The following is a 15,976-nucleotide window of genomic DNA, read 5'->3' as shown; positions in this document are numbered from 1 at the left end:
CCCAGGGGCGCCGCGCGCGTCGGCGCAGACCATCCGGTAAATGTCGGACAGGCGTGCGAGAGTGGGACCGACATCTCGACTCCCGGAGGCCGTCATGCCGTTTCTCCTGCTCATCGGGACCCGGAAGGGCCTGTTCACCGCGACCAGCGACGACCGGCGCGCCTGGCGCGTGAGCGAGCCGCACCGGCTCGACACCGAGGACTACGCGAACATGTCGGGTGTGTACGCCATCGGCGTCGACCCGCACACCCGGCGGATCCTCGTGGGGGCCGAGAGCTCCCACTTCGGCCCCAGCGTGTGGCACAGCAACGACCTCGGCACGACATGGCACGAGCCCGACACCGCTCCGATCGCCTTCCCCGACGACGTCGACGCCGCCTTCACCCGCGTCTGGCAGTTCGCCTACGGCGCCGAGCCCGGCACCGTCTACGCCGGGGTCGAGCCCACGGCGCTGTTCCGCTCGACCGACGGCGGCCTGACCTTCGAGCTGAACCGGCCCCTGTGGGACCACCCCCACCACGCCGACTGGTGGCCGGGGGCGGGCGGCGCGGCCGTGCACACCGTCCTGCCGGGCAGGGTGCGCGCCGGCTCCACCGATCCGCACTCCATGACCATCGCCATGTCCACCGGGGGCGTCTACCGCACCACCGACGACGGCGCCTCGTGGGAGCCCGCCAACGCGGGCATCAGCGCCGTCTTCCTGCCCGACGAGTTCCCGGAGTACGGCCAGTGCGTGCACAAGGTCGTCACCGACGCCGACGGCGTGTTCTTCACCCAGAACCACCACGGCGTGTACCGCTCGGCCGACCCCGCCGAGGGCTGGACCTCCATCGCCGAAGGGCTGCCCAGCGACTTCGGCTTCGCCCTGACCGCCCATCCGCACGTGCCCGGCGACGTCTGGAACTTCCCGGTCGTCAGCCAGGCCGTGCACCTGCCCCCCGACAACCGGCTGCGCGTGCTGCGCACCCGCGACTCCGGCGCCACCTGGAAGGCCCACGAGCAGGGCCTGCCCAGCGGCCCCTACTACGGCATCGTGCTGCGCGACGCCTCCTGCACCGACGGCGCCGAGGTCCCGGGGTTCTACTTCGGCACGCGCAGCGGCGACGTCTTCGCCACCACCGACGACACCGGCGAGTGGACCACGGTGGCCGAGCACCTGCCCGATGTGCTGTGCGTGCGGGCCGTGGAGGTGTAGCGCCGTGAGCGTCCTGGTCTTCATCCCCGCGCCACTGCGCCAGGAGTGCGACGGCGCCGCGCGCATCACCGTCTTCCCCGACGAAGGGCCCGCCGCCGGCGGCGTGCGCGACGTCCCCCTGCGCGAGGTGCTCGACGAGCTCACCCGGCTGCACCCGCGCCTCCGGGGGCGGCTGCGCGATGAAAAGGGCGCGCTGCGGCGCTACGTCAACGTGTTCGTCGACGACGACGAGTGCCGTGCGGTCGGCGGGCTCGACGCCCCCGTCCGCCCCGGAGCCGAGGTCCGGGTCCTGCCGTCGGTCGCCGGCGGCTGACCGCCCCGGAGCCGCCCGGGCGTCAGTGCGCCGCGACCTCCTCCGGGGCCGGCACCGGCCGCACGGCGCGCGGGCCGGACCGCCGGCGGCCGCACCGGGCAGGGCCGGCGTGACGGGCGCGGCCCGGGTCGTCTCACGGGCACCACCGGCCCCGCTTCGGCGTCTGTGCGCGCCCGCCTCTCCGGCCCCCGTGGCCGGGGAGGCGCGAACCTGGTGTCCGGGTGGGCCGGCGGCCGCGGGGGCCGCGCACATCGGGTGCATCGCGCGTCACGGGAGGAAAAGGCGGGAAATCGGCGGTGCGGCCCGGCACCGATCCCGGCATCCCGGCCCGCCGCACGACCGCGGCGTGTTACAAGGTGGGGACCGAGTGAAACCGGCCGCACTGAGGAGCCGCGCCCTCCATGCCGCACGATCGCCCCGCCCCCCGTCACCGCCCGATGACCGGCGCCGTCCTCGTCGCCGTCTGCTGCCTGCTCCCGGCGGCCGTCGCCGCCGGACCCGCGCACGCGGGGGTCCGGGCAGGCCCGGGTACCGGTGCCACCGCGGATTCCGGGAGCGCCACCGCGGCGGTGGAGCCCGCGGCGCACCCGCCCGGCCAAGGGGGCGCGCCGTGCCCGCCGGCTCCGCCCGGCCGGCCCGCGCCCCCCGGACCGGAAGAGCCGCCCGAACGCGAGCGGCCGCCGCACCCGCCCCACCACCCGCACCCGCCGAAGCCCCCTGAGCACCCGGGGCCGCCGCATCCTCCCGAACCGCCGGTCCCGCCGCAGCCTCCGGAGCCGCCCGAACCGCCGGAACCCCCTGTGCCGCCGGAACCTCCCGTGCCGCCGCTGCCGCCCCTGCCCTCCGCCCCGGAGGCCCCTGCCGAGCCCGAACCGCCCCCCGCCCCGGAGCGCCCCGCCGAGCCCGCATCGGCCGCGCGGCCCGACACCAGGGAGGCCCCCCGGGTTTCGGAGGAGGCCGCCGACGCCCCCGCTCCGCCCGCCGCCCCCGCCCCCGAACCGCCGCCCGAGGCGGCCGGGCCCCACCCCGAACCCGTCCTGGTCGTGCCGGCCGTCCCCCTGCGCGACCCCAGTGAGCGCGGCTCCCTTGAGGGGTTCAGCCCGTTGCAGATCATGGTGTTCGTCGTGCTGATCGCCGTGGCCGCCGCCGTCGGCGCGTCGCGCGCACGCCGCTGACCCGTTCGCCGGGACCGCCGGTGGCCATGGCCGGCGCGGGCACTCCCGCGCCGGCCCCGTGCCGCCCGTCCGGGGTCAGTCCCCGGGCATCGACGCGTCGATCCGGTCGAATCCGGCCAGGGCGTCCTCCATGGACTCGGGCCCGATGGCGAGCACGCCGGCGTACGGGTTGTCGAGGTAGAGCAGCATGACCACGGTGGCCGCGACGAACACGAGGTTGAGCACGGCCCAGAAGACCCGGGCGCGCGAGCCGCGCACGCCCATGCCGAACGGCAGGACCACCACCGCGAGGCCGCTGATGGTCGCCGCGATGGTGATCACCCGGGGGATCTCACTGGCGGCGGCGTCGCCGCGCTGGACCCGCATCTCCGCGAGCCGGCCGGCCTCGTCGCGCGCGGTGAAGCGGTCGAGGGCCACCACGGGGTCGTCGGTCGGCACCGCGTTCACGCTCGCCCGGAGCCGGTCCAGCGCGGCGTCGCCGTCGGGGCTGAGGGAGCGCTGGCGCATCCGCGGCCAGTCGCTCTCGATCGTGGTCTCGACGTAGTCGCGCAGGTCGGCGCGGATCCGGTCGCCGTTCTCGGCGGGCAGGGCCGACGTACTCCAGTAGAGGGCCGTGGCCGCCGCCGCTTCGTCGGTGTCGATGCCGGCGGCGCTCTGGTTGCCCTCCCAGCCGATGACCAGGCCCATGGCCATGGCGACGAGGAAGATGGACAGCACGCACGGGACGATCAGGATGCCGATGGCGCCGTCGGAGTCATCGGTCGAGATCCCCACCTTGCGAGCGACCACCACCCCCGCGATGAGCAGGAGTACCAGGACGAAGACGACGAGGATGAGGCTGAGGGTCATCGCTCTCCCATGAGGTAGAGGAACAGGCCGCTGCCCGGCCGGCGGCCGGTCTGCGGAAGCGCACGTTTCCCCCTACCACGCTGATCCGGCCCTCTTCCGGCACTTCAGGCATCCGGCCGGGTGCCGGCGAGCAGGGCGCCATTCCCCCGCGAATTCGGACCCTTTTCTTTCCCGGTAATCGCACCAGCCGATTCACATTGACGTCGAAGAACGGTCGTCATTCCCGATTTCGGATCACCGGCGGCGCCGATCACACGCGCACCCCCCGCCCCACCTCCCGCGGAGCGGCGCATCCCGTGTTCCCGGCAACCTGGGGGCCAGGTACGGCCCGTATTCGGCGGGCGCCGGCGCCCGCTGGCAGGTGCCCGGAACGCGGCGGACGATGAATTTTCGAATTTCCGACCTGGGAGCGGGGTGGAATCGGTATCTTGACGGCTCTGTTCCCGCTCCGGGCGGCCTTCCCGGCCCGTGGTGCCCGGGCCGGGACACATCTCGTCCGCGAACACTCCAGACGCCATTGAGGAGGCGTCCAGCATGGCGGCACAGACGCCCGGGACGGCCTACTCCGGTGGTGGGAGGCCGACGACGCGCCTTGCGCTGCGCGCCCGCACGCCGGGACAGCGGCCGGCGCCGCCGCGCGGTGCCCGCGCCCTGTCCTCCGGCGGCCGGCACCACCATGTCTGACCACCGCCGGCTCGTGCACCAGACCTGCGTCTACGGTTCGGACGACGAATTCCTGTCGATGGCGCTGCCGTTCATCGGCAACGGCCTGGCGGCGGACGACCCCGTCCTCGCGGCGACGACCGCGGCCAACATCGAGCTGCTGCGCGGCGCACTGGGCGCCCGCGCGGGGCGCATCGACTACATCGACTCCATGGCGTTCGGCCGCCGCCCGCCGGAGCGCCTGACCGCGGTCGACCGCTACTGGCGCCGGCACGCGCCGCGCACCGGGGGCCGGGTCCGGATCATCGCCGAGCCCATCTGGCGGGGGCGGTCGCGGCGTGAGGTCACGGCGTGGACCTGCCTGGAGTCCACCCTCAACGTCCTCTTCGGCGGCCGGGACATGCAGGTGGTCTGCCCCTACGACTCCCGGGTGGTGCCGGAGCCCATCATCGAGGACGCGCAGCGCACGCACCCCGAGATCCTGGTGGGCGCGCGCACCATGGCCAGCGGCGAGTTCGTCCACCCCACGGTGTTCACCGCCAAGGACCCGGAACCGGAGTCGCTGCTCGTGCCGGCCAACCCCATGGGCGGCCGGTTCGACGCGATCGACCTGGCCGGCGTGCGCGACGAGGCGATGTCCTATGCGCGGCGGCTGTACGTGCCGGGAGCGCGGGCGCGCGACCTCGTGTTCGCCGTCAACGAGGTCACCACCAACGTCATCCTGCACGGCGCGGGGTACGGCAACGTGTGGTTCTGGACCGAGGAGGACGAGCTGATCTGCGAGGTCGCCGACGACACCCTGCACGCGCCGCTGGCGCCGTTCGAGGGGTCCCCGCCGCCCCTGGACCAGCGGGGGCGCGGGCTGTGGCTGGTCCGGCAGCTGTGCGACCGGGTGCACATGGCGTCGTCGAACGGGCGGACCGTGGTGCGCATGCACATGCTCCTGCGGAGCTGACGTCCGCCGGGTCGCCCCGGAAGCCGGTCCCCCCGGTGCGGCTCCACCGGACGGCCCGGCGCCGCCGCCCCTGAGTACGGGCGCGGCACCGGGGTCCGGGCCGGACCCCGGTGCCCGGTCCGCGTACGCCGGGTCAGTGGGTGCCCGCTGCCGCCTTCCGGCGGAGCCACACGGGGTCGATGTCCGCGGCCGGGGGCTCGGCGCCCAGTCCGGCGACGGCGTAGCCCTGCGGGTAGCCGGGGTAGGTGCGGTTCCCGGGGTCGGCCGCCAGGCGGGAGGTCCTGCGCGGGGGGAGCTGGGTCTCCAGGCGGCCTCTCGCCACGAGCGCCCGCTGGACCGCGCGCACGGCCCAGGCCGGGGCCGGGGCGAAGCCGAACGCCTCGCGGGAGCGGTCGTCGAGGAGCGCCCGCACGCCGAGGCCGGCCAGGGGGCGCACCGGCGCGGGGAACCAGGAGGCGAACAGGTCCACCGTGGCCCCGCCCACGCGGGCGTTGGACTCCGCGAACCGGACGTGCTCGCGTTCGTAGGCGGCCTTGAACGCCGCGAACGCGTCGAAGGTCGGCGGGATGTCCCTGATCCCCATGCGCCGCCCGACCTCGCTGTAGTAGTGGAACGCCGCCAGCCGCTCGTGGCGGGTGAGCCGCCGCCAGCCGTACCGGTCGATCCAGTCCACCGGCTCGTAGACGAACGTGGACAGTACGTAGCGCATGTCGTCGTCGGAGATCGCGAACCGGCCGTGTATCCGGTTGATGGAGCGCAGGGACTCCCGGCCCCGGGGCGAGTCGTAGCCGTGGGCGGCGATCTCGGCCATCAGCAGCACGGTGTCGTCGTAGCGCTTCTGCGCCCGCACGGCGAACTCCCCCGTGGCGTCCAGCAGCGCCGATATCGAGGGCACGCAGTAGGTCTTGAACAGGGCGAGCTCCAGCGACCTGGTGTAGTCCCAGGGGAACTCGTGTCCGGCCGAGATGCGGTAGATCTCCTGGTGGTCGGCCTCCGGGTCCAGGGCCGCGATCCGGCGCAGCCAGTACCTCCGGTCGGCGCGGTGGGGAGCCTGCGGCACGGGGGCGGGGTGACGGGGCACGGTCGTTCCTCTCCGGCGGGTGGACGGCCGGCCGGCGGCGCACCGCCGGCCGTTGCTGTGCCCGATGGTGTCACGCGGCACGCCCGCCGGTGGAGCGGTCACGCCGTGCGGATCTCCTGGGTGCAGCACTTGGGGCCGCCGCCCGCACGGGCGAGTTCGCTGGTGTCGACCCCGATCGGGTGGTACCCGCGGTCCCGCAGCAGCGCGGCGAACCCCGCGGCCTGCACGGGGAGGACGACGTTGCGGCCGTCACCGACCGCGTTCAGCCCGAAGACGAGCGCATCGGCCTCCGCCACGCGCACGGCGTCCGGGAAGAGCCGCGCGAGGACCTGCTGCGCGGCGCCGGAGAACGCCCCCGGGAAGTAGGCGATGTCGGCCCGCCCCGAAGCACGGCCGTCGTCGAGCACGGCGAGGGCGGTGTCGAGGTGGTAGAAGCGGGGGTCGACGAGCCGCAGCCCGACGACCGGGAGCCCGAAGAGCTCCTGGGCCTCCATGTGCGCGGCCTGGTCGGTGCGGAACCCCGTACCGGCCAGGATCAGCGACGACGTGACGGCGAAATCCCCCTCGCCCTCGTGGACCGTGCCGGAGGCGTGCACGTCCAGCCCGCGGCCGCGCAGCCAGGCGAGGTGGGCGGCCTCCTCGGCGGTGCGCTCCGGGTTGCGGAAGCGGGCGCCGAAGGCGGTGCCGCCGACCACCACCGCGCCGTTGGCGGTGAACACCATGTCGGGCAGGCCGGGGCTGGGGTCGAGCAGGCTGACCCGGTGGCCGAGCCCGGTGTAGACGGCGCGCAGGTGCTCCCATTGGGCGAGGGCGCGGCCCCTGTCGACCGGGCGGCCGGGGTCCATCCACGGGTTGATCGCGTAGCGGACGTCGAAGTGCGTGGGCGGGCACATCAGGTAGTGCCGGGGGGTGGCGGTTCGCTCCTGGGCCGCGGGGCCGATCAGGGAAACGGAAGGTGTCGTCACCTTTTGACAGTACGATCGGCGGTCGTCCCCGCCCAAGAGGCATTCATTGCCCGTCAGCGGAGGATCGTTGCGTGGTTTCCGCCCCGATCGGCGTTTCCGCGCGCGGTGTCCGATCCGCCTCGTCCCGCGCCGCACGCGCGGGCGACGGGATGGCCCACGTCACACCGCCGCCCCTGTCACATCCGCTCCGCGCGCCGGGTCACCAATGACGAGACAACGGAAAGGCGGAACACCATGAAACGGGAGATCACGGTCATCGGCGGCGGCCATGCCGGACTCGCCGCGGCGATCACCGCCGCGGAGGCGGGCGCCGCGGTGACCCTCCACGAAGCGCACGGCGCACTGGGCGGACGGGCCCGTGGCACGGAGGGACCCTATGTCGCCTACGAGGGCCCGCACGTCTTCTACGCCGACGGCCCCCACTGGACCTGGCTCACCGAGCGCGGGCTCACCGGCCCGCTGTGCCGGCCGCCCCTGCGCGCGGCGGCGAAGCTGGGCTTCCGGTCCGGCGGCCGGGTGCGGCGGGTGCCGACCGCCGGGCTGCTGCGGATGGTCCGGGACCGCAATCGCCCCGCCCCGGTGGACCGCGACTTCCAGAGCTGGGCCGGCGAGCGCTACGGCGAGCGCGCCGCCGCGGAGGCGGCGTCGGCCATCTCCGTCGTGACCTACCGCGCCGACACCGGAGCGCTTTCGGCCGCGTTCGTGTGGGGGCTCCTGCACCGGGTGTTCGCCCCCCGCCTCCCGGCCGTGCGGTGGGTGGCCGGCGGCTGGAACAGCGTCACCGACCGGATGGCCGCCCGCGCACGGGATCTCGGCGTGCGCGTCGAGACCGGCTCGCGTGTCACCGAGCCGCCCTCCACCGGACCGGTGGTCGTGGCCACCGAGCTGTCGTCGGCCCGCGTCCTGCTGGGCGACGACTCGCTGCGGTGGGAGAGCGGCGACTGCCTGATGCTCGACGCGGCCGTGCGCGGCACCCGGCGCGACCTCTTCATCCTGTTCGACCTGGACGAAGGCGCGTTCATCGAGTGCTACTCGATGCAGGACCCCTCCGTCGCGCCCCCGGGCGAGTCGCTGTACCAGGCCGACATCCCGATCCGCCCCGGAGAGTCCCGCGCCGATGCCGAGGCCCGGCTGGAGCGGTTCGTCGGGTCGGCGCTCCCCGATTGGGAGGAGCGGACGACGTGGCGGCGCACCGCCGTGGCACGGGGCCGCACCGGCGCGGTCGACCCGCCGGGCGCGACGTGGCGCGACCGGCCCGCGATCGACCGCGGTGACGGTGTGTTCCTGGCCGGGGACATGGTGGCCGCCCCCGGGATGCGCGGCGAGATCTCCGTCAACAGCGCGGTCCGCGCCGCCGAGCTGGCCGTCGGCCGGGCCCGCGTACGGCGGTGACGCGGACCCGCCCGGCCGGAGGCGCCCGGCCCGCCCGCCGCAGGACGGGCGGGGGCGGGCCGGGCTCCGCTCAGGCCAGGCGGTCGCGCAGGGCGCTGTACTCCTCCCACAGCGCGTCGGGGAGCTGGTCGCCGAAGGTCTTGAAGAACTCCGGGATGAGCTCGGCCTCGCGCCGCCAGGTGCCGCGGTCGACCGAGAGCAGGAACTCCAGTTCGCCGGGCGTCAGGTCCAGGCCCTCGGTGTCGATCCCGTCGGCGGCCGGAAGCCGGCCGATCGGGGTGTCCACCGCGTCGGCCGCGCCCTGGAGCCGCTGGACGATCCATTTGAGGACCCGGATGTTCTCGCCGAAGCCGGGCCACACGATGCGGCCGTCGTCGTCCTTGCGGAACCAGTTGACGTAGAAGATCCGCGGCATCTTCTCCGGGTCGCCGGCGGCGCCCATCTTGAGCCAGTGGGCGAAGTAGTCGCCCATGTTGTAGCCGCAGAAGGGCAGCATGGCGAAGGGGTCGCGACGCAGCTCGCCGACGGCCCCCTCGGCCGCGGCGGTCTTCTCCGAGGCGACGTTGGCGCCGAGGAAGACCCCGTGCTGCCAGTCGAACGCCTCGCTGACCAGCGGAACCGCCGTCGCGCGGCGCCCCCCGAACAGGATCGCCGAGATCGGCACGCCCGCGGGGTCCTCCCACTCGGCGGCGATGGTCGGCGCCTGGCCGGCCGGCGTGGTGAACCGGGCGTTGGGGTGGGCGGCCGGATCCGCCGACGCCGGCGTCCAGTCGCGCCCCCGCCAGTCGGTCAGGTGCGCGGGCGGCTCCTCGGTCAGCCCCTCCCACCACACGTCGCCGTCGTCGGTGAGCGCGACGTTGGTGAAGATGCTGTTGCCCCACAGGGTGGCGACGGCGTTGGCGTTGGTGGCCTCGCCCGTCCCCGGGGCGACGCCGAAGAAGCCGGCCTCGGGGTTGATGGCGCGCAGCCGCCCGTCGGCGCCGAACCGCATCCACGCGATGTCGTCGCCCACCGTCTCGACCTTCCAGCCCGGGATGGTGGGCTGGAGCATGGCGAGGTTGGTCTTGCCGCAGGCGCTCGGGAAGGCCGCCGCGATGTAGCGGGGGTCTCCCTCCGGCGGGGTGATCTTCAGGATGAGCATGTGCTCGGCCATCCACCCCTCGTCGCGGGCCATGACCGAGGCGATCCGCAGCGCGTAGCACTTCTTGCCGAGCAGGGCGTTGCCGCCGTACCCGGAGCCGTAGGACCAGATCTCCCGCGTCTCCGGGAAGTGCGAGATGTACTTGGTCGTGTTGCACGGCCATGCGACGTCGGCCTGGCCGGGCTCCAGCGGGGCGCCCACGGAGTGGACCGCCTTGACGAAGTCGCCCCTCTCCTCGATCAGGCGCAGCGCCGCGGCGCCCATGCGCGCCATGATCCGCATCGACACCACCACGTACGGCGAGTCGGTGATCTCGACCCCGAGCTGGGAGATGTCGCCGCCCAGCGGGCCCATGCAGAACGGCACCACGTACATGGTCCGGCCGCGCATGCTCCCGGCGAAGACGCCGGCGAACGTGGCCCGCATCTCCGCGGGGGCGACCCAGTTGTTGGTCGGGCCCGCATCCTGCTCGCGCTCGGAGCAGATGAAGGTGCGGTCCTCGACCCGAGCGACGTCGCCCGGGTCGGACCGGCAGTAGAAGCTGTTCGGCCGCAGCTCCGGGTTGAGCCGGATGAACGTGCCCTGCTCGACCAGTAGACCGGTCAGGCGCTCCCACTCCTCGTCGGACCCGTCGCACCAGACGACCTCGTCCGGCCGGGTCAGGTCCGCGACCTCGCGGACCCAGGTGAGCAACTCTCTATGGCCAGTGGGGGCGGCCTCATCGCCAGGGACACTCATAGACACAGCGGCTCCTTTTCGTCGGTCTGCTCCGCATCATCGGTGATACCCCCGCGATCAGGCCAGTTGGCCTAGACAAGAGGTAGAGACCAATGGTCTATTTCGAGTTCCCGCGGCGGCGGTGACGGGCCGCGCGGCGGTCCCGGACACGACGGCGCCCGGCGGCCGGGAACTTCCCGTCGGCCGCCGGGCGCCTACCGCGATCGTCAGCAGTCGCGTCCGCTGTTGATGCATTCGACCGCGGTGGCCATCAGCTCCTGCGGCATCACGTTGATGAAGTCGGAGTGGTCGGTGATGGGCTTGTGCTGCTCCTCGGGGAATCCGTCGACGGCGAAGTTGGCGCCCTCCGGCACCTCGTAGACGAGGGTCTGGCGGAGCTGCGGCACCGCCTGCGTGCCGCCGGGGCAGGCGCCCGCGCCGTCGGGGAAGACGATGTGGGAGCGCTTGTCCTCGCTCGTGATGTTCTGGCCGTCCCAGCAGCTCGGGAAGTCCATGATCCGCACGACGTCGCTGCCCTCGGGGCACAGCGGGTACTTGTCGCCGGAGATCTGGTCCTCGAACCCGGTGCAGGTCCACTGCGCGTTGGCGTTGGCGCCGTTGGTCGTGAACGCGCGCGCGTTGCCGGTGATGATCTGGAGGAACTCGGGCATCTCCGTGACATCGGACACGGTATTGCCGCGGAACTCCAAGGTCGCCTGCGACGGCGTGATGATCCGGCCGATGTTGCCGTCGAGGCCGCCGCCGGAGACATCGGCGTCGGCGCCCTCCTGGGTCGTGTCGCGCAGCACCGGCCAGTAGTGCATGGACTTGTCGCCGTTGTCGCAGCTGCTCTCGCCCTGGAGCAGGAGCTGGTTGTTGGCGTCGATGTCCTCGGTGAACTGGTTGACGTTCTGGTTGCCGACGTAGTCGTGCGTGTGCTGGGCCCCGTGCTCGACACCGGGGGCGACGATCACGTTCTCGGAGTTGAACAGCCCGTTGGCGTTGACACCGCACTCGGTGACGAACGTCCCGGTGGAACCGCCCTCCTGGGCTTCGGGCGGGGGCGCGACCGCGGGGACCTGGGCGATGTCGACGAAGTCCTCGGCGACCGGCCCGTTTCCGCCGCCGCCGATCCCGCCGTCCTCGCCGCCCTGATCGCCGCCCTGGTCGCCTCCTTGGCCGTCCTCGCCGCCCTGCCCGCCGTCGCCGCCCCACGCGGCTTCGTTGCCGTCGTGGCCGCCGCCGTGGCTGTTCTGGCCGATTCCGACGTTCTGCGCGAGGGATCCGCCGTCGTTCACGGGGGCCAGGAAGATGATGCCGAGCACCAGTGCGGCCGCCGCGGTGACCCCGATCACGGGCATGGCCCGGATCCCTTTCCAGGATCCGGGTTCCCGGTTCTTACGGTCGTTTCTCCAGGGTTCTCGCATCTCTCGCTTCTCCTCTCCCCTCCATCACGGTGATGGAGAAGGGTCAGGCCGGGCGCCGCTCGGGCGGCAGGGGTTCGGGCAACTTCTCGTACTCGACGAGCCCTGTGCTCTCCAGGTGGGTGATGTGGCGCATGACGACCAGCAGGCCGCTCTGGATGAAGCTGCGGACGAGCTCGTTGCGGGTACCCGCGCGGACCTCGGCCAGCGCCTCGTAGACCGACCCGTGCGCCGCGCGCAGCCGGTTGACGAAGACCCGGTCGAACTCCTCTCCCGACAGCCCGGACAGCTCGTCCATCCAGACCTGCTGCTGCGGGTTGGGCAGGCTGGGCAGGACGACGTCGAGCTGTTCGGCGACGCCGCGGACCTGCTCGTCGAGCTTGATGTGGTCGGCGGCCAGCAGCGCTCCGACGTCCTTGACGTCGTCGCTGGCCGCGCGGTCGGCCGCCTGCTGGCCCACCGGGATCTCCCAGAGGCCGGCCTGCCTGACCTTGATCAACGCGTCGACGTCGGCGGGGCCGAGCGGGCCGAATTCCGTCGACTTCCAGTCCTGCCAGAAGACGCCGGCGACCGAGGTCGCGCCGTTGGGAACGACCATGAAAATGGTCAGCGACGAGACGATGAGAAACGCCACGACGCCCGCGAATTCGATGTACTTCAACGACCGGATCTGGAGCTTGCGCACAGGCCGTTTCCTTTCCGGGGATTTTCCGTGAAGCTCGGGGGATCTGGGATATCGGCTGGTCAGGACCTGAAAAGTCCGGGGCGGGAAGCCCGCGACGCCGTTTCCGCCGTCACCGATATCCGGCAGTCCGGCACACTACACGGCGATCTCGCTTCAGTAACCCCCGCCGCTGTAGCCGTCTCCGCCACCGGTGGAATCGCCGCCGCCTTCGGCCTCCTCTCCCCCTTCCGCCCCGCCGGCCGGCTCGCCTCCGCCGGCGCCCTCGACCATCTGGCCCTCGGGGGTCACGGCGTACCACTGGTCGGCGAACGCCTGGCCGTTGACGTCGCCGGGAGCGGCGTCGCCCGCGTAGCGGTAGAGCGGCCAGCCGGCGATGGTGAGCTGCTCGGTGCCGTCCTCGCGCTCGGTCGAGGCGAAGAGCGCCTGCTCGACCCCCGTCGCCGCGACCTCGCCCTCGGCCACGACCGGCGGCCACTGCTCGGCGCAGTCGTCCACGCAGGTGGAGGTCGGGGGTTCGGTGGAGTCCTCGGTGAACACGTAGAGGGTCCAGCCGTCGGCATCGGTGATGACCGACCCGAGGGCGGTCTCGGAATCGACGCTGATCGCCGTTGCGCCGCCCGTCGCCGGGGCGTCACCGGCCTCACCCGCGGGAGCGGGGTCGCCGGTCGCCCCCGCGTCGCCGCCGTAGCCGCAGCCCGCGGCGGTGAGGACGACGACGGCGCCCCCGGTCAGCAGCAGGGTTCTCGTGGTGCGTGCGTCCACAGTCTCTTCCATTCCGGGCTTCGTGTAGGTGGCCCCTCGTCGGGCCGTTATCGGTTGGAGATACGTAAGGACGGCGCGATCGGTTCAATGCCGGCGAAAGAAGTTACGCCCGGGTCTCGTGAGCTGGGCGTTCTTCGGGAACTTCGTTGGGAAGGGACGAAAGACCCCTCTTGCGGGCCGGTGCGGATCGGCACGATTCAACGACAAAACCGGCGTAGCTGGTGCTAGTGTCTTCCAGCGCGCAGCCCTTCCATTCCATGAACCCCAGCGGCACAACGGTGTCCCCGCACAGGGCATCCATTCGACCGCTACGGTGGAGGACGGACATGTTCGAAAGGCGCCAACCGCGGCCCCCCCAAAACACCACTACAACCCCCACGGAAGCCGCCCCGAGAGACGCCACGCGCTCGTTCCAGCGCCCATGGCTGTGGGCGGCGCTCCTGCTCGCAGCGGTCGCCGCCAACAGCGTCATCGCGGTGGCGGCACCCAACCAGGTCAGCTTCCTGCGCCTGGTCCAGGACTTCCTCTGGACCTACTCCGGGGTCTTCGCCCTGGTCGGCCTGACCGGCGCCGTCGTCTTCGGGCTCGCCGCCACCGACCGCCTCGTGGCGACGATCCACGACCGCGTCTGGTTCCAGGTGGTCCACCGGTCGTCGGCGATCGCGGCGGTCGGCTTCCTCATCGCCCACATCACGCTGCAAATCGCTTACGGGGCACCGCGCTTCTACAACGCGTTCGTGCCCATCGGCCTGGACGCGTCGGTCCTCTTCGGCGTGCTGGCGTCCGACCTGCTGCTCTTCATCATCGTCACGGGCGTGTTCCGGTCCAGCTTCGTCGGCCTGTCGCGCCCGTGGATGTGGCGGGCGCTGCACGTCTCCGCCTACGTGTGCTGGCCGATGGCGATGGTGCACGGGCTCACCGCCGGGCGGACCCCCGCGTGGTGGGTGATCCTCGGGTACACGCTGTGCATGCTCGCGGTCGCCACGATGCTGGTGCTGCGCATGGTCGTGAGCGTTCCGGAGCGCACGGCGGAGCCCGAGCCGGAGCCCGAGGAGAAGCCGGAGCGCACGGTCACCGTGGTCCGCAACGGCATGGCGGACGCCCCGGCCGAGCCGCAGCCCGCCATGGCGGAGGACGCGGAGTTCTGGGCGGCGATCCGCGAAGGGAGCAGGAACCCGTGATCTTCGAACCCGGGGAGGAGGCCCTGACGGTCCGCAACATCGGACCGGCCCGGATCACCTCCGGCCTCGAGACCCGGACCCGGCTGGGCATACTCGAGCACCGGGCGGTGCACGGCACCCCGCCGCAGCTGCCCCCCGATGACCTCATGGCCCTCGCGGGAGTCGCCGACCTGCGCGGACGCGGCGGGGCCGGCTTCCCCTTCGCCCGCAAGTACGCGGCGGTGCTGCGCTCCGCGCACCGCCGCCAGTCGCCGGTGCGGGTCGTGGTGAACGCCACGGAAGGCGAGCCGGCGGCCCGCAAGGACGAGATGCTCCTCACCCGCGCCCCGCACCTCGTCCTCGACGGCGCCGAACTCGCGGCCTGGTCGCTCAACGCGCCCGAGGTCATCGTGGGCGTGGCCGACGGCCCGGGCGAGCGGTCGCTGCTGGAGGCCATCGACGAGCGCGACTCCGACCTCGCGTTCCACGTGGTGCGGGTGCCCGAGCGGTTCATCTCCGGCGAGGGCGGCGCCCTGGTCCGCGCGATCAACGGCCAGGTCCCCATCCCGCCGGGCCGCAAGGTCCGCGCCGCGGACAGCGGTGTCGGCGGGGTGCCCACCCTGCTCTCCAACGCCGAGACCTACGCGCAACTCGCCCTGATCGCCCAGCTCGGCGCCGACCTGTACACGGCCGTCGGCATCCCCACCGAGCCGGGCACCGTCCTGCTCACGGTGAGCGTGCCGGGGAACGGCGACCCCACGATCGTCGAGACCCCCACGGGCGTCCTGCTCCGCGACGTCCTGGAACTGTGCGGCACGACCGCCGGCCGCGGGGTGCTGATCGGCGGCTACCACGGCGCGTGGCTGTCGGCCGACGCCGCGAACACCGTGCGGGTCTCCCGGGCCGGGATGAAGGCGGCCGGCGCCGCCCTGGGGGCGGGGATCGTCGCCCCCCTGAGCGAGGACGCCTGCCCCCTTGAGGAGACCGCGCGCGTGCTCCACTACATGGCGGGCGAGAGCGCCGACCAGTGCGGGCCCTGCTTCCGCGGGCTGCCCGAGCTGGCCCGCACCTTCAGCGAGCTGGCCGCCGGCGAAGGCGAGCCCGAGGCGGTGCTGAAGGCGGCGCTGATCGGCGAGGGCCGCGGCGCGTGCTCGCACCCCGACGGCACCGCCCGGTTCGCGCGGTCGGCGCTGGCGGCGTTCCCCGACGAGATCGCCATCCACGCGGCGGCGGGCTCCTGCAACCCGCGCACCAAGAAGGTGCTGCCGCTGTCGACCGTGACCACCGGGGCGTCGAAGATGCTGCTCGACTGGTCGCGCTGCGACGGCCACGGCCTGTGCTCGGTCCTGGCGCCCGACCTCGTCCAGCTCGACGGCAACGGCTACCCGCAGAAGACGGTCATGGCGGTCCCGGAGAAGTTCCGCGACACCGCGGAGAAGGCCGTGGAGATGTGCCCGGCGCTGGCCCTGCGGATCGACGAGGCGACGGCGCCCTGATCC

The 15,976-nt window shown here is 73.1% G+C and carries 14 protein-coding genes; 7 read left to right on the top strand and 7 right to left on the bottom strand.

Going from position 1 to position 15,976, the window contains the following annotated elements; all coding sequences use genetic code 11:
* Positions 1-94: 94 nt before the first annotated feature.
* From ACFO4E_RS17155 to ACFO4E_RS17145, 3 genes are all read left to right on the top strand, one after another.
* On the top strand, positions 95-1,195 hold the full coding sequence (locus ACFO4E_RS17155) for a WD40/YVTN/BNR-like repeat-containing protein (protein ID WP_378576038.1): 1,101 nt from the start codon (positions 95-97) through the stop codon (positions 1,193-1,195).
* A 4-nt stretch (positions 1,196-1,199) separates the two neighbouring features.
* Entirely contained in the window at positions 1,200-1,508 is a 309-nt protein-coding gene (locus ACFO4E_RS17150) for a MoaD/ThiS family protein (RefSeq protein WP_378576037.1), read from the top strand.
* 800 nt (positions 1,509-2,308) lie between these two features.
* Complete coding sequence (locus ACFO4E_RS17145) at positions 2,309-2,683, top strand: hypothetical protein (protein WP_378576035.1); 375 nt, start codon at positions 2,309-2,311, stop codon at positions 2,681-2,683.
* 75 nt (positions 2,684-2,758) lie between these two features.
* On the opposite strand, the gene ACFO4E_RS17140 is transcribed toward ACFO4E_RS17145, so the two are convergent.
* Positions 2,759-3,532, bottom strand: coding sequence for a bestrophin-like domain (locus tag ACFO4E_RS17140; protein WP_378576034.1), 774 nt, complete (start codon positions 3,530-3,532; stop codon positions 2,759-2,761).
* 676 nt (positions 3,533-4,208) lie between these two features.
* Here ACFO4E_RS17140 and ACFO4E_RS17135 point away from each other — a divergent pair.
* Positions 4,209-5,150, top strand: coding sequence for an anti-sigma factor RsbA family regulatory protein (locus tag ACFO4E_RS17135; protein ID WP_378576032.1), 942 nt, complete (start codon positions 4,209-4,211; stop codon positions 5,148-5,150).
* 133 nt (positions 5,151-5,283) lie between these two features.
* Here the strand turns inward: ACFO4E_RS17135 and ACFO4E_RS17130 are convergent, their stop codons facing one another.
* Together ACFO4E_RS17130 and ddaH are read right to left on the bottom strand one after the other, a co-directional pair.
* Entirely contained in the window at positions 5,284-6,231 is a 948-nt protein-coding gene (locus ACFO4E_RS17130) for an oxygenase MpaB family protein (RefSeq protein WP_378576031.1), read from the bottom strand.
* Between the two features lie 98 nt (positions 6,232-6,329).
* On the bottom strand, positions 6,330-7,196 hold the full coding sequence (ddaH, locus tag ACFO4E_RS17125) for a dimethylargininase (protein ID WP_378576029.1): 867 nt from the start codon (positions 7,194-7,196) through the stop codon (positions 6,330-6,332).
* 234 nt (positions 7,197-7,430) lie between these two features.
* On the opposite strand from ddaH, the gene ACFO4E_RS17120 reads away from it, so the two are divergent.
* Complete coding sequence (locus tag ACFO4E_RS17120; protein WP_378576028.1) at positions 7,431-8,588, top strand: FAD-dependent oxidoreductase; 1,158 nt, start codon at positions 7,431-7,433, stop codon at positions 8,586-8,588.
* A gap of 70 nt (positions 8,589-8,658) precedes the next feature.
* On the opposite strand, the gene ACFO4E_RS17115 is transcribed toward ACFO4E_RS17120, so the two are convergent.
* The 4 genes from ACFO4E_RS17115 to ACFO4E_RS17100 all read right to left on the bottom strand — a co-directional run bounded on the left by ACFO4E_RS17115 (position 8,659) and on the right by ACFO4E_RS17100 (position 13,329).
* On the bottom strand, positions 8,659-10,467 hold the full coding sequence (locus ACFO4E_RS17115; RefSeq protein WP_378576026.1) for a phosphoenolpyruvate carboxykinase (GTP): 1,809 nt from the start codon (positions 10,465-10,467) through the stop codon (positions 8,659-8,661).
* A gap of 206 nt (positions 10,468-10,673) precedes the next feature.
* Positions 10,674-11,807, bottom strand: a complete 1,134-nt coding sequence (locus ACFO4E_RS17110; protein WP_378576024.1) for a DUF1996 domain-containing protein — start codon at positions 11,805-11,807, stop codon at positions 10,674-10,676.
* Positions 11,808-11,916: 109 nt separating this feature from the next.
* On the bottom strand, positions 11,917-12,555 hold the full coding sequence (locus ACFO4E_RS17105; protein WP_378576023.1) for a DUF4142 domain-containing protein: 639 nt from the start codon (positions 12,553-12,555) through the stop codon (positions 11,917-11,919).
* 153 nt (positions 12,556-12,708) lie between these two features.
* The gene (locus tag ACFO4E_RS17100) at positions 12,709-13,329 is read right to left on the bottom strand and encodes a hypothetical protein (RefSeq protein ID WP_378576021.1); all 621 of its coding nucleotides are present in this window, start codon (positions 13,327-13,329) and stop codon (positions 12,709-12,711) included.
* 314 nt (positions 13,330-13,643) lie between these two features.
* Between ACFO4E_RS17100 and ACFO4E_RS17095 the strand changes: the two genes are divergently transcribed.
* Both ACFO4E_RS17095 and ACFO4E_RS17090 read left to right on the top strand, forming a co-directional pair.
* Complete coding sequence (locus tag ACFO4E_RS17095) at positions 13,644-14,498, top strand: hypothetical protein (protein ID WP_378576020.1); 855 nt, start codon at positions 13,644-13,646, stop codon at positions 14,496-14,498.
* On the top strand, positions 14,495-15,973 hold the full coding sequence (locus ACFO4E_RS17090; RefSeq protein WP_378576018.1) for an NADH-ubiquinone oxidoreductase-F iron-sulfur binding region domain-containing protein: 1,479 nt from the start codon (positions 14,495-14,497) through the stop codon (positions 15,971-15,973). Before ACFO4E_RS17095 ends, ACFO4E_RS17090 begins: the two co-directional genes overlap by 4 nt.
* Positions 15,974-15,976 lie beyond the last annotated feature (3 nt).

The sequence above is a fragment of the Nocardiopsis mangrovi genome, from assembly GCF_042653925.1.
Lineage (GTDB): Bacteria > Actinomycetota > Actinomycetes > Streptosporangiales > Streptosporangiaceae > Nocardiopsis_B > Nocardiopsis_B mangrovi.
The sequence above is the reverse complement of the archived record's forward strand: the minus strand, read 5'-3'. Positions and strand labels throughout refer to the sequence as shown.

What these genes read in the sequence shown, in the direction of transcription:
- ACFO4E_RS17135 (WP_378576032.1), top strand. Translation starts at nt 4,209, where the DNA reads ATGTCTGACCACCGCCGGCTCGTGCACCAGACCTGCGTCTACGGTTCG.
- ACFO4E_RS17120 (WP_378576028.1), top strand. Translation starts at nt 7,431, where the DNA reads ATGAAACGGGAGATCACGGTCATCGGCGGCGGCCATGCCGGACTCGCC.
- ACFO4E_RS17110 (WP_378576024.1), bottom strand. Translation starts at nt 11,807, where the DNA reads ATGCCCGTGATCGGGGTCACCGCGGCGGCCGCACTGGTGCTCGGCATC.
- ACFO4E_RS17095 (WP_378576020.1), top strand. Translation starts at nt 13,644, where the DNA reads ATGTTCGAAAGGCGCCAACCGCGGCCCCCCCAAAACACCACTACAACC.
- ACFO4E_RS17100 (WP_378576021.1), bottom strand. Translation starts at nt 13,329, where the DNA reads ATGGAAGAGACTGTGGACGCACGCACCACGAGAACCCTGCTGCTGACC.
- ACFO4E_RS17140 (WP_378576034.1), bottom strand. Translation starts at nt 3,532, where the DNA reads ATGACCCTCAGCCTCATCCTCGTCGTCTTCGTCCTGGTACTCCTGCTC.
- ACFO4E_RS17115 (WP_378576026.1), bottom strand. Translation starts at nt 10,467, where the DNA reads ATGAGTGTCCCTGGCGATGAGGCCGCCCCCACTGGCCATAGAGAGTTG.
- ACFO4E_RS17155 (WP_378576038.1), top strand. Translation starts at nt 95, where the DNA reads ATGCCGTTTCTCCTGCTCATCGGGACCCGGAAGGGCCTGTTCACCGCG.